Origin of the sequence: Bacteroides sp. 51, assembly GCF_010500965.1 — a bacterium.
GTDB lineage: Bacteria > Bacteroidota > Bacteroidia > Bacteroidales > Bacteroidaceae > Bacteroides.
Genome location: NZ_QVMI01000008.1, coordinates 66,171 through 80,238, shown reverse-complemented (window position 1 = coordinate 80,238; position 14,068 = coordinate 66,171). Strand labels below are relative to the sequence as shown.

General features: G+C 44.6%; 7 protein-coding genes and 1 riboswitch. All 7 genes read right to left on the bottom strand.

Annotated features, from left to right (window positions below):
* Positions 1-2: 2 nt before the first annotated feature.
* Positions 3-1,865 (bottom strand): precorrin-4 C(11)-methyltransferase, encoded by a 1,863-nt coding sequence (cobM, locus tag D0T87_RS08295; RefSeq protein WP_163174694.1) that lies wholly within the window; start codon positions 1,863-1,865, stop codon positions 3-5.
* Positions 1,865-3,055, bottom strand: a complete 1,191-nt coding sequence (cbiE, locus tag D0T87_RS08290; RefSeq protein ID WP_163174660.1) for a precorrin-6y C5,15-methyltransferase (decarboxylating) subunit CbiE — start codon at positions 3,053-3,055, stop codon at positions 1,865-1,867. Before cbiE ends, cobM begins: the two co-directional genes overlap by 1 nt.
* Complete coding sequence (gene cobJ / locus D0T87_RS08285) at positions 3,052-4,461, bottom strand: precorrin-3B C(17)-methyltransferase (RefSeq protein WP_163174659.1); 1,410 nt, start codon at positions 4,459-4,461, stop codon at positions 3,052-3,054. Before cobJ ends, cbiE begins: the two co-directional genes overlap by 4 nt.
* A gap of 72 nt (positions 4,462-4,533) precedes the next feature.
* Positions 4,534-8,484: a cobaltochelatase subunit CobN gene (locus D0T87_RS08280; RefSeq protein ID WP_163174658.1), complete on the bottom strand. Its 3,951-nt coding sequence runs from the start codon at positions 8,482-8,484 to the stop codon at positions 4,534-4,536.
* Positions 8,485-8,501: 17 nt separating this feature from the next.
* A complete protein-coding gene (locus D0T87_RS08275) occupies positions 8,502-9,428 on the bottom strand; it encodes a sirohydrochlorin cobaltochelatase (RefSeq protein WP_163174657.1) in 927 nt (308 codons plus the stop codon).
* Between the two features lie 14 nt (positions 9,429-9,442).
* On the bottom strand, positions 9,443-10,717 hold the full coding sequence (locus D0T87_RS08270) for a hypothetical protein (RefSeq protein WP_163174656.1): 1,275 nt from the start codon (positions 10,715-10,717) through the stop codon (positions 9,443-9,445).
* A gap of 25 nt (positions 10,718-10,742) precedes the next feature.
* Positions 10,743-13,100, bottom strand: a complete 2,358-nt coding sequence (locus D0T87_RS08265) for a TonB-dependent receptor (RefSeq protein ID WP_163174655.1) — start codon at positions 13,098-13,100, stop codon at positions 10,743-10,745.
* 146 nt (positions 13,101-13,246) lie between these two features.
* Positions 13,247-13,450: riboswitch (cobalamin riboswitch) on the bottom strand.
* Positions 13,451-14,068 lie beyond the last annotated feature (618 nt).

Sequence of the window (14,068 nt, the reverse complement as noted above, 5' to 3'; positions counted from 1 at the left end):
AATTAATCCTTTATTTTTGAATCAGCATTGAAACCTGGCCGACCCACCTTGGGACTCCTGAATAGGTGCTTGAACTCGTCGGCGTACAGTCGGGATAATCCTTGGCGGTTATCAATGGCATCACCTACTACAATCATTGTGGTTAAAGTCAGATTATTCTCTTTTATAATCTTTGCCAGGTCTTTGAGTTCGCCCCTGTAAATCTTCTCATCTTTCCAGGTTAATTTATAGCATGCGGCTACAGGAGTAGCGGGAGGGTAGTGCTGCAGGAGTTGTTCCTGTACATCGTCTACCACACTTGCACTAAGGAAGATACACATCGTGCTTTGCGAACGGGCAAGCAGGTGAAGCTTCTCTTTCTCAGGCATAGGTGTACGTCCCTCACCACGGGTAAGTATAATGGTTTGTACCTTTTCGGGAATGGTGAACTGCGATTGCAACGCCGCCGCAGCAGCCTGAAATGAAGATATTCCCGGGGTAATATGGTAACTCATACTATATTGATCAAAGAAGTTCATTTGCTCTTGGATAGCTCCATATATACAGGGGTCGCCCGTGTGTAAACGTACTACGAACAAACCTTTATCATAAAATTCTTTCATGATTTCGAATTGTTCTTCCAGATTCATGGAAGCCGAACTGCGCACTACGGCTCCTTCTTTAGCACAATACGTTAACTCCCGCGGAACGAGGCTACCGGCATAAAGTATTAAATCTGCTTCTTCCAACATTCTTCGTCCCCGGATTGAAATGAGTTCCGGGTCGCCGGGACCTGCACCGACAATTTCTATATGTCCCTTGCGAAGGGCTGCAAAGTTCATCGCCAATGCAAACGTAAACTGATTACCTTCCGTAATCATTCCTTTTTGCTTCTCCAGCACTAATGGCCCATACCATGCGCTTTTAATAGCAGTTGCCTCCGCCACACTTTGCGAACCGGTTACTTCCTGTACTTTCTCTGATGGATTAGGAACCTCAATATCTTCTAAATCCGTAGAAGTATAAATATGGGTTGTTGCCGCTTTAAATACAGATTGCAATGAATGAAACAACGGTTCATCCTTTTTTAAATCAATGGTGTTTATACTTCCTACTGACAACGGACTGTACCCCGATTCTTCTATTTTATTCTCTATATATTCTCCCACACCTTGAGCATCACAATCTTTCCGGCACCCTACTCCGAGATGTAGAACCGGGGGACGGAAATATAATGTAGGTATCACCGGTTTATGAATATAAGGTGTTACGGCAATCAGTACTTCGTATTCCTCCTGTGGAATATCTTCCCAATGATAATATACGGTTACATGAGGTGGGAGAGTACGTTCTAAGTATCGGGTTCCTTTATCTTTGACTTCCAGTAGTAGAGCTGTTCTTTTACCGTTGACAAAAGCAAAGATAATCTTATTCATAGAACTGCCTTCCTGTTGCTCTTGCCATCCGAATTCCTTTCCTAATGTATCCAATGCCCACAAGTTGGTGTTATCGCTTTGTGTAGTGATTACCGGTTGGGCGCCAATGGTAGAAGCAACTAATTTTGTGAGTTGATTGGCACCACCCACATGCCCTGAAAGTACGGATATGGCAAATGCTCCTGTACTATCGACATTAACAACGGCGGGATCTCTGTATTTGCTCTTGATGATGGGTGCAATGGCGCGTACACAGATTCCTAAAGCACCAATAAAGATAAAGGAATCGAAGGTATGACCATCATCATTGATAAATCCCGTAATAGAATTTATCCAAAGGGTTCCTTTTGTACCGGTAGTGGAGTAGATTTCACTTCCTTCGAGTTCACGTTGAATATTCCGTGCTATGTTTGCACCAGCTTCGGATACAAGTATAATGGCAGTCTTCATCATTTCAGTCTGGCTTTCATTATTTCTATGGGGTTATGTTCATCAATGGAAACTCTTGTTGTTGTCAACAGTTCCAAATCAGATACTTCTATCCCTTCTATAAACAGATTCTTACTTTCTTCGGAAACGGAATTGAATACAACAATTCCATTTGGTTGAAGTACCTTTTTGAGGTGGCACAGGATTTCTTTCAATTTACCTCCATGTCCTCCGATAAATACAGCATCAGGAGCTTTATATAAAGATAAATCGGCCTGAATAAAGTTTTCGATTACGGTGGTTATTCCGGGTGTGCCGAATTTGCGGGTATTTGCTTCCATTAATTGAGCGCCTTCGGTGCGGATTTCAAAGGAAGTAATGTATAAGTGGGGAAACTGCAACTTTGCTTCAATAGATACGGAACCTGTACAAAAACCAATGTCCCAGAAAGAGGTCTTTTCTGATAATTCCAAAGCACTTAAAGTCAATAAACGTATAGGGGCTTTGGTGATCATTTTAGAACGTCCGTTCAGGTGGGTAAATGCATCTTCGGGAATGCCGAAATAAGACTTTCTACTGTTATTTCGCACTAAAATCAGATTGTTGGGATACTGGGATTCTGCTTTTGCTGCTTCTTGTATTGTCATTGTACGGACGCGTTCAGTTGCCGGATTACCCAGATTTTCACCTATATGCATCGTATAGTTTGTATATCCATAAGTAAGCATTCGATCTGCAATGGTTGCAGGAGTATGTTCACGGTCGGTCAGTACTCCGATCTTGACTTCATTCTTTATTAACGCCTGATCAAACTCATGCCAGGGGCGTCCGGTGAGGGATACCACATGCATATCATCGTATGGAAGCACAAGTCGATGCGCTAGTAATTGTAAAGAGTTGAATGAAGGGTATAATTTGATTTCAGCTTCGGGTAATTTCCGTTTTACCGTATTAGCAAAACCGAAAAATAACGGATCACCGGAAGCAAATACAATAACACGTTCGAATAATTGATATTGAGAAAACACATTATCTAAAGGAACGGTGATGTTAATCCATGTATTGCCTTGCGGAAGCAATGGTTTAACAATTTCATGATGACGGATGCCGCCGGAAAAGACACTCCCTTCCTGAATAATACGGAGAATATCCGGATGAAACCACGGGGTAGGGTGGTCGTCAATTCCTATAATTACAAATGTTTTCTTCATACATCTCTCCCCGGGCGTAATTGTTCTGCATCATCATAGGTCAGTATGGAGTTTACGAGGGTAGCGGCCAGATTGCTTCCTCCTTTTCTGCCTTCTACAATGAGTTTCGGTATATGAATGAAAGGTTTAGTCATGTGCTTGGATTCTTGCACATGTACAAATCCTACCGGTGCAGCGATAATTCCTGCCGGATTTGCTTTCTTTTTCCGTATCAGGTCACAGAGTTCCATTAAGGCAGTTGGTGCATTTCCAAACACGTATAAGGCATCGGGATGTTCGGCTACAGCCAGACGGATTCCGGCTTGTGTACGGGTAATACCTTTCTCTTTGGCTAAAGCCATTGCCCGCTCATCATTCAGATAACATTTCGCTTCGATGCCCAGACGGGTAAGGGCTCCTTTCCGGATACCTGAAGCGGCCATGGTGACATCGGTTATGATTGTTTTTACTCTTCCTTCATTGAAAGCCTGATATAAAGTTGCTACTGCATTCGTATCAGTATAGAGAAGGTTCTCCATGTCAAAATCTGCAGTTGTGTGGATGGCATGCAGCAAAGCCCACTTATGATCAAGAGGAATGTTTTTGTTCTTAAGTTCTTGATCAATGGTTTTGAAACTGCGTATCATAATGTCCTGACCGATACCTGTATTTGTTTCGGTCGCTTGTCTGTAATACCCGCGTGGGGTTATAAAGGTATGGTTCCAACTGTAGGATTGCGAGTTGCCGATAAGGACTACGGTAAACATATCAATATCCTCCGGGTTAAATTCGCCGAGAGTAGTTAAATGAATGTTCTGTTCTTCGCGTCCCGCCTGGCGTACATACCCAACAGGAGTATCTGCGGATTTTCCTTCGCGCAGGAATATTTCTTTCAGCCGGTACAATTGCCAGTATCTTCCTTCACTTTTAGGGTTATAGATGGCGGTAACAAAATCGCCCATTGCAGCAGCAATGATTCTTTTTTCAATCACTTCCCACGGAGTCATTAAGTCGCTTAATGAGATGATGCACATATCATGTCCAATGGGGGCACCAAGCAAAGATGCCGCTTTTTGGAAAGCGCTGACTCCCGGCAGGGAAATGACTTCCACTTCGCTATTGCGTTCCCGTTTCATTTCGTAGATGAGTGGAGCCATTCCGTAAATGCCGGCATCGCCGGATGAAATGACACATACGGTTTTTCCTTGTTCAGCCAGATCGAAGGCTTGCTCAGCGCGTACCCGTTCCCGTTTCATACCTGTGTCGATACATTCTGCTCCAGGGGATACGTAATCATGGATAAATTGGAAATAGTAATGATAACCGATGATAACATCGGATTGCTGTACGGCATGGAGTACAGCCGGGGTTATATCTTCAGGATTTCCCGGTCCGATACCGGCGACGATTATGGTGGGTTTGCTCATTATATGTTCACTTAAAATGGAAATACAAATTTAGTCTAAAATATGTTTGAGTAATCTATAAAGCCTGGAATTTCATTTTCGGGCGGTTCGCGAACTGCCCCTACGGAATCTTAACCAAATGATGAATCCCAGAAGTACAATGACTACAATAATTGCATGAATACCATTTATTATTTTGTCTTCTTTATTTGGTTCGCCATTCAATTCCTCTTGTCTCAGAATCATACTCTTGTTATTGGCGTTGGCATCATGTACAACTTTCATCTGTTGGTTATACTCCAATGCTTGCTGACCGGAAAGATTTTCTGCTATAAATTGTTGTAATTTGTCGTTGTCGCAGACAAACTCTGTACAAGCTGCTCCGTTCTTTTGGGTAGCCTCGGCATGAATAGTAGCAGTAGTTCTTAACTGTTCCTCTGTGGGTTTCCAATACCCTTTGCGGGCACTTTCGAGCATAACGGAGGTTATGGCCTGAAAGGCGGCAGGGTTTACCCGATCAAAATATTCATGTAGCCCGAGGCTGTTTTCATCTATAATATACATGCGATATAGATCATTGTACAATTCTTTATCCATAGCCGAGGGGCGAGTAGCATGCCACCCGAAAATGTTACGGAAGATTTCGCCGAACATCTGGGCAGTGGTGGCTTCGCCTTTCATGCGTTCCTGAACAAAAGTCGGATTCAGAATGGTTGCACGCGCTTCTACGGCTACGGCTTCCTTTACGTTTTGCAATCGCTTATTATTACGGTTGCGATAATCGGCCATAAAAGCATCGGGTTCCTTTCCTGTGAGCGATCTTACGGTAAGGGAAAGTCCACCGGTGAATTCATAAACATGATCAAGCGATAGCGGTCCCCATGTATTGCTCTGACGAGGTTGTATAATGACATCGGTTTCGGAAAGGGCACTGGCAAAGAGATCTTTCTCTACGGCTCCCCAATTCTCGTCGTCTCCATATATTGCACCCATGTTATTGAGATAACCACTGACCAGTTCGCTTTCATCGTCCCATTTACCGCTATTTTCTGTGTAGGAGAGCATGCCGGTGCTATATCCACTGTTTACCGGGCCGAATACACGCATCACAGACATTTCACGGGCACGTTTGGGAGATATGCCTTGTTCTACCAAGAGTTTTTCCTGAAGCTGCGTACCGGATGCGACGTAATTAGGATACATATCTTCCGTAGCAGAAGAAGCCAATTGGATGGCATCGGTTAGCATTTTTAGCCGCGAACCGGCAAGGTCACGCAACTGTCCGGAAACTTGAATGACGATGTTGATGCGCGGCCGTCCCAGTTCTTCCGATGGGGTAAGCCGCAGATCTACCACCCGGTTTTGTCCGTCGCGTACGGGTTCTACCCCTAACATTCGGAAGGCTTGGGCCAGGGTGGCCCCTTCGGTGGTGATAAATTCGCCAGCCCAGAAGGTATAGCTTATTTTGCGGGGATAATCGCCATGTTTTTCCTTGTAAAGGTTCAAAGTGGTTTCGGCCAGTCGGGTTCCTTCATCCCATGAGCGGGCCGATGGAGTAGTTTCGGCATTTACACTGAACATATTCCGGCCTGTAGGCAATACGTTGGGGTTGAGTACAGGGTCGCCGCCCGGAGCGGGGAATACACTTCCTCCGTTCAGGGCGCGGGTCATGGCAGATAACTCGTTTGTTGTTGAGGTGAGAAGAAGGTTGCGGTAGCGCAGGAACTCTCCTCCTTTTTGAGGAGGAGTACCCCGAAGGGGGGAGGTGGTGGTTAACACTTCTGTTATCATCTTTTTCGCTTGTTGAAGATAGCGATGCGATACGAAACCGAAATCCTGTAACTGTTCAGTTGTTATCTTTCCATCATCTCTGTCATGGCGTGCGAGATCGTAAGCTAACGGATCGGCACTGATAGCCAGAGTAGTCGTTATAAGATCACGCGGAGAATAGGGTTGCCCCATAGTATAAAAAGCACCGAGTGTTTTTTCGTTGGCGATTTCCTCCATAAAGAGGTCGAGCTTTTCAAGTTCTTCTATGGTATATGGAGTGCCCGGTACGGAATCGAGTTCCAGATCGCGGTGCAATCCGAGTGTCATCACTTCCTGCTTGATGCGAACGGCCAGTGAACGGTTTCTTTCATTTCCTTCATGCAATATATGGTGTATGTCGCCCAGCAAAGACTGATAGCGTTGGCGCATGCCGCTTTCTACATAAGGTGGCGTCAAATGCGTTACGAGTACGGCATGGGTACGGCGTTTGGCTATGATTCCTTCGCCCACATTCCCGGTGGTATAATAATAGAAGTGAGGTAGGTCGCCAACTAATACGTCGGCCCAATCGTTATGGGAGAGGGCGACATTCTTACCTGGTGTGTATTCTAGATTTCCATGTGTACCAAAATGAATAATTGCATCGGCACCGAATCCTTTTTGCATATAGAGATAGGGGGCTAGATAACTGTGTGGAGGGGCTACGGGCATACCGTGTACTAACTTGAAATCATCATCGCCAAGCGCGGGACGGGGCTGCGGGAAGAGTAGTACATTTCCGAATTGCAGACAGGCTACGGCAATCTGGCTTTCTCTGTTATCTGTTTTTCTAACTAACAACTCGCCAGGGGCAGGACCGTAACGGTCGATTACTTCTTTGTACTTCTCAGGGGCGATAACTTCTTTTCCCCATGTTTCGTATTGTGCTGTGGTTAGCCAGACCGGGTTTGCCTTTCTCAGAAATTCTTCTTGTGCTCCTTGGGCATAAGAGCCTAGTACAACACCATCGGTATATATACGTTTACCAAACTCTTCTACAGTGGCAGGCAATCCGGTGAGGTTGTATCCTTCGGCTTGCAGATGTTTAAGGAAATTGTATAGGGAAGGTACGACTTCCATTCCGCTGGCTAGCAAAGCATCTTTACCCGGCGATTTGAAATAGCAAATAGCTACACGTTTCTCATTGTTGGGTTTGTTACGCAACAACAGGTGTTTTTTGAGGTGATTAACGAAGTTATTCACCCGCTCTTCTTCGGGAGTGTAAAGGTAATGACCACTTTTGTGTAGGTTTTGAGTGGCGATAAGTAGGGGTGCCATCGCCCCGTCTACTTCGGGTATAAGTACCCGGGCAGTCAGTGTACCACCGCTAACGGGTTTTATGGGGTCGAGCCATTCTTCTGTAGATTGTATTAATGGAAAGGGGCAGAAGATTGGAATGTTTTCGGTATGCAGCCAGTTTATAAGGCTATCGTTGCCTAAACGCCCCATAGGTAGGTAGACAATGGCATCGGGATGTAATTCGCGCAGCATTTCGGCCCGCTTATTAGATGAAGCTAAGGGGTAGACATTGAATCCGGCATGGGTAATGCGCGATATCAATGTGTCTACGTGCGCACGATTGCCTTCTGTTGGAAAGCTGGAACCGGCAATGAAGGCTATATTCTTTCCGTTATCATGGTAGATTCCATTATCTTTAAGATAGCTTGTTAATTCGTTTTTGTTCTGGAAATATTTCCCATATTCCTGATGATAATACAGGTTAGTGGGTAAGATGATAGACGGTTCGTATGTTTCTTTTGGAAGTTTATTTGCATCTGCTATGTGCCGCAGGTAACGTATTCCATTGCGATAGTTCTGTCTGCTTGGGTTGCCGAAATAACTGAGCAGCGTGGCTTGTTGCTCATCGGTGATATTACGGTGGACAATTACATTGAAATTGCGAAAGGTATTGGTGAAGAACCGGACGCCCTTTGCAGAACTGTGTTCTATGGCCGCCATTTGTTCGTCGGTAAGATAAAGACCGCGTCCGTAAAGAACAACAGCGTCATATCCGTTAAAGTTAGTAACTTCTTCAGTCGGCAGACAGGTTATTTGGATATGACGGCTGTCGTTATTCAGAATAATATCCGCTGCTTGTGCCGGCAGCGGATTTATAATAAGTATGCGGGTGGGGGAGAACCAAACGGTGTAACTTATATAACTAATGATACACAAAAGCAGTATAACTAAACCGGCTATACATACTCTTTTTTTACGTGTTGGCTCAAACTGCATAATTAGATTATCTATTATTAATGATGATGTTCTTCTTTAGCATAACCCGCTTTCTTTTTTATAATGTCCTGCATTTTGTGGTGCATGATAAAACGGGCATGTTCGATGAAGAGATTTTGAACTTCCGGAATCTGTCCTAAGCCCTCCATGCGGACATCTACTTTGAGTCCGTTGCTTTCGAGGTCTTCTTTCCAATCACCGGCGATGTCGTTCTTTGCATGATCGCCTGCAACGAACATCAGCGGAACAAGGGTAACTTGTTTGGCTTTGTTTGTTTTAAGTTGGGCAAGAACGGTGTCAAATGTAGGATAGCCTTCTACGGTTCCGACATGGAAGTTTTTCAATTCACGGGCTTTCATCATATAATCGAGCATAGCATAGGTTGCTGTAGCAGGGGTGTATGTACCGTGTCCGACAAATACGGTATTGCCTTTCTCAGGCTTGCGCGATTCCAGTACGGTTACAAGGGCTTCTGCATCCTCAACAGAGTAGAGCAACGGATTTCCTATGCGTATCTCGGTGAAGAAAGGGCTTACCGTAGTAACGTCCCGCCGCAACGATTCCATTTCAACACCTTCAATGATGTTGGTGCTTTGCACGATGATGTGTGTATATCCCTCGCCACGCAGTTTCAATAGGGCGTCAATCGGGTTTAGTTTTTCTACGCTGCGTTCTTTTAGCTTGCGGATAACGATACGCGAGGTATAAGCTTCGCGAACTTCCAGTTCAGGAAAAGCGGCTTTGGCCTTGGCGTTGATTGCATCTATTGTTAGGGCACGGGTATCATCGTAAGTAGTTCCGAAATGCACCATGAGTAGGGCGGCTTTGTCGCCGGGCTTCATGGAGGCCAGAATATCTGAGGCTACGAAGTTTTCTCCCTCATGAGCATGGATGCTGAAGAGGGAGAGATTACAAAGAAGCAAGAGGGTGATTAATTTTCTCATAAAGAAGATATTTATCAATCGTTCTCAATAACGCGTATCATGTCAAACTTGAACTCGCCGCTTACTTCCGCACCTTTTTCCATAATACCGGTCTTAAGGTCGTAGATGTAAATGATAGCGTTGGCATCTTCTTCGGTACTCACACCAATGTAGGCCTTATTATTAAAGATGACAGAGCGTTGCGAGAAACGACCGCCACTGTAAGGTATCTCCTGACCATTGTAGCTCAGGCGGGTATTGGAACCGGTGGTGAGATCGGCAATGGTGTAGTAGTGGCAGAAGTCGCTGATACCAGTTTTTGGGGCAGAAGCATTTCGGGTGTAGACCAACGCCTTGTTGTTACCAAGATACTGAACGGTCATCAGTTTACCATCAGAGTTCTTATATCCGTTGTATGAAGATTCAAAGGTAGTTTCTCCAGCTTTGATGCGCAGCAGCATACCGCGTTCCGCACCGTCGGTTTCGCTAAAGCACGCCAGATAGAGGTTGCCGGATTCATCATACATCACACAGTCTTGCATCAACTCACCATAAGCACTGCCTGACATTTCGCTATTAACGGGAGCAACTGATTGACTTTCTACCTCCATAGTCGAAGGATTAAGAACGGCTACACGGAACTTATCTTCTTTAATGGCATCTCTACCACTCCCTTTCTTCCCATAGTAGAAGTAGAACAACTTGTTATCGGTTTTGCGATAGGTTAGTATTCCTGAAGTTGTGATAGTTTCCCAGCCTTCGGGTACAAAATCCAGTTCACCTTCGGCAAGGATGGTCATGTCGTCGGTATTCAGTTTTGTCCAGATGATTTTCTTATAATCACCAGTGGATGACATGATAATGAGTGTATTGTCATTGATCCAAGCATGGGTGTATGAACGTATTTTATAAACGTTCTTTGAGAAAGGGCGCTCTTTTACAACGACGATGGCATCGTTCTTGATTTGGTATTTGGTGAAACGGTCGCCGCTATAAGGAATCTGATAATAGTATTTTCCTTTAGAGATAGATTCCATGGAATAATCCCCCAATTCTGAACCTTGTTGTTTGACGGTGATGATTCCTCTATCTGCTGTCAGTGTATTGGTGCTGTTGACAATTGTGGTATTAGTACTGCTCATACCGCCGTATTTGCCTACGGTTACAAAGAGGTCGAAGTGGTATTCACTTTCATCAATTACCGGACCCGGATTGGGATCGGGATCGTCATCACTGGAACAAGCCATGAACGAAAATGCCATCATAGCAACTGCCATAAAGGCGAGAAGTGAAAATTTAAACTTTTTCATTTGTTAATTAATTAAAGTTGATATACTAGTTTATAAATAAGCGGAATTTAGCAAAGAAAGCACGCCCGGGCTTTTGTAGCTTGTAGTTGTCGTAGGCCAACTTATCGAGGAAGTTATTACATTCCAATGCGATGTTGTACCGTCCGTTCTTCCATGAGTAGGTGATGTCGGCGTTGCAGATGTGCTGGCTGGGAATGCGTGCCTTGTTTTCACGGGCACCGTAAGCCTCCCATGTAAGGAAGTACCAGTATACCCATTGGTAAGTGCACCCCAGGCGTAATCTGCTTTCGGGTAGTACGATGTTGCGTAGGGTATAACCGGCTTCTGCACTGCCGAACAACCAGGGACGATTGGGCACACGGTTGTCGTAAGTCGGAGAAGGTTTTCCGTTATCCTGGTATTTTTCCTGATCGCGGGCATCCTGGTAACTTAAATTGGCCGACAGTTGTAACCGGTTTTGCCAATCATAACGTACTTCTCCTTCTACGCCTTTGATGTGGACGGCCGGAACATTTTCATACTGCATCATACCTTCAGTTTCTGATACTCTGGCCTTGATATAGTTATCTACATTGCGAATGAATCCGCTTGCTTCGTAGTAGAGGGTATGTCCGCTTGCCGGATGCCAGGTGCCGAACAGGGTTATGTTGACGTTGTTACTGTTTTCGGGCTTCAATGCCACGTTGGCATAAATGGTGCTGCCGTTTCCCAGCAGCTCGCGTGCCAGTGGCAACCGTACACTATGTTCGTAGGAGGCTTTTAGGGAGAGGGGTTCCATGATAGTGTACCGTAGCCCTACACCATAACCGAAATATTTTTTGGTAGTTGAGCCTTGCACATCTCTTGATCCGGTGACGCTGGGTATGTCGGTCTGCCGGATGTTGGGTTGGTTTATATAATCTTTTATAAAGAAGATATTCTCCATCTTTTCATTGAAAAGGGATTGACTGTACGAAAGCCCCAGGATATGTTTGGTTACAATGTCGTTTGCGGATTCAAAGGTGTCGTCTACCTCATCGTAACGGTCGTTGCCGGTGCGGTTGAACTGATAGTTAAGGTTAAGGCTATGGTGCTGGTTCAGTTTATAGTCCAGATTGGCGTTTATAACGGTCAGTGGCCGCTTGTAATGACGTATGGACCGTCCTCTGCCTGTGATTTCGTTGCGGTTACTTGTAATGTATTCGCCGTCCCAGTTGTACTTTCGGTAGGCGGTGTCTGTTGTCAGTGAATGATCCCATGTGTAGGAGAGCGAAGCATGTAATAGCAAGTCTTTCAGGAGGAAGTTATTTTTCTTATAGCGTGCCGAGATGTTCCACGCATCCGATTCTCTTTCTGCCATTCCGTAAACCCTGCTCTGTACGGAACCGGTTTGCAGTTCTTTGTTTACCTTAGAGTAGGAGCCGGAAACAAAGAAAGCATCTGCCCAGGGCTTGTTGGCAAAACCAACTTCTATTTGTCCCAGTAGTGAAAAATAATCGTCGTGAAAGCGTTTGCGATTGGCAGGTACATACGCATCAGCGCTTTCGCTCCAAACGTCTACTCCTTTCATGGTATAGTCGTTTTTCGAGTAGTTGATGCCGAGAATGGGCTTGATGATCAACCCGGTTTTAGACTCTATGAACTGTGCGTTGAGGCTTACCTTATGTGTATGAAAGGACCCGATGCTGTAGGAAGCATCCAGATAATTCTTCTTGTCTTGTTTAGTAATGATGTTGATGGCACCGCCCAGGGCATCGGTACCCAGGTGAGCAGGGATAACGCCTTTGTAAATCTCAACCTGGTCTATGATGTTCGTCGGCAGGTTGGACAGTGAAACGCCGCTTCCTTTGGTATCTAACGGCATTCCATCCAGGAAATAGCGAACCGAATTGCCGGACATTCCGTTAATGGAGAGATCAAAGTCGGAACCGATGCCGCCTTCTTCGCGAATGTGCACGCTGGTGGTTCGGCCTATTATGTTATTTAGATTAGCAGAGGTGTTCTGCAATATGTCTCCGATTTGCAGTACATTGACGGCAAATGAACCTTCGCGCAGTTGTTGTGCCTGGCTTTTGCCGTAAACCTGTACGCCGTCGAGATTGACGGAACTTTCTTCCAGCACAAAATCCTGTTTCCGGTCGGCTTTCAGGTTGATTTCTATTTGCTGGAGCTTGTAACCTACGGAGGATACGGCTATCTTGTATCTTCCGGGTGCGAGTTGAAGTGTATAGAACCCATTATCATTGGTATATGTGCCCTGGGTGGTACTTTCAACTCCTACGGTGACGTAAGCAGCAGGGTTGCCGTTGCTGTCGGTTATTCTGCCTGATAGTTGCACCTTGCTCTGTGCCATCAGGGTGGTTTGCAGGATGCATAAAAGGGTTGTTAATAGAAATGTCCTCATCTTATCGCTTTTGCTTTTCGGAAAAACCGCTTCGGGGAACAGAGGGTTGAGGATACACCAAAAAGCATAATACGACCGAGGGCCGGACTCTAAATGAAAAGGTTTTGCTTTTTAACAGGCGCTCATCAGCTTCATTCCACGAAAGCTTCAAACTACTACGCTTTGGCAGGTTTTCTGACTTACTCTGTCTTTGAACTGCCTTCCCATTCGATAAGAACAGTGGCTTGGGTACTTGTCAAAGACTCTATTAGAGCTTACAGCAGCGGGCCTGTTCAGGATTTACACCTGATTCCCTTTTCATCACGCATCCGGAGTTACGGAGTTGTGACACCAAAATCGGATGCAAAGATAAGCAATTAAAAAGAATATAAGAAAGTGTTTCAGGAGAATTTATTTGTTATATGGGTGCTGTTTTCTGGTAATCAATTTGGTAGTTATTGCTTCGTTTTGGTGATAAATGTTCCGGATTTCAATGTGTTTATTGACTCACGTAGCTTATAAAATGATACAAATAGAGTGATAAGTCGCTCCAAAAAGGATATTCCGGGATGAAAAAGTCCGATTTCTTATAGAATTGAAGGTAAATTCCTATAGAGTTTAGTCTGAATTCTTATGGAATCCAATCGGAGTTCCTATTGAATTCGGTCGGAGCTCTTATTCAATTTGAGAGCAATTCTTATGGAATTGATTAAATATGATTATGTAAAACGGTTGAGTTGAATATATAAGGTATAGATATTCGGCGTTTTTTATAGAATCAATCAGAATAGATTGTTTTGTGAGATGTTATTTTGTTCTCATCTCGTTTTAATTTAGAACTATACGTTTGTAATTTTCCTGATTTGTAATGCGCGTGCATGTGTTTTTATTCAATAACATGTCTTTTTGAATTTCTATAAAGGTGCGGGTTCTCGATAAAGCCATCATTCCCTTACCAGTAGCCGAAATACGGAAACCTGAGCCGGTTC

Coding starts and splice junctions, on each gene's coding strand:
- cobM (WP_163174694.1), bottom strand. CDS start 1,865: ATGAAGACTGCCATTATACTTGTATCCGAAGCTGGTGCAAACATAGCA.
- cbiE (WP_163174660.1), bottom strand. CDS start 3,055: ATGAAGAAAACATTTGTAATTATAGGAATTGACGACCACCCTACCCCG.
- cobJ (WP_163174659.1), bottom strand. CDS start 4,461: ATGAGCAAACCCACCATAATCGTCGCCGGTATCGGACCGGGAAATCCT.
- D0T87_RS08280 (WP_163174658.1), bottom strand. CDS start 8,484: ATGCAGTTTGAGCCAACACGTAAAAAAAGAGTATGTATAGCCGGTTTA.
- D0T87_RS08275 (WP_163174657.1), bottom strand. CDS start 9,428: ATGAGAAAATTAATCACCCTCTTGCTTCTTTGTAATCTCTCCCTCTTC.
- D0T87_RS08270 (WP_163174656.1), bottom strand. CDS start 10,717: ATGAAAAAGTTTAAATTTTCACTTCTCGCCTTTATGGCAGTTGCTATG.
- D0T87_RS08265 (WP_163174655.1), bottom strand. CDS start 13,100: ATGAGGACATTTCTATTAACAACCCTTTTATGCATCCTGCAAACCACC.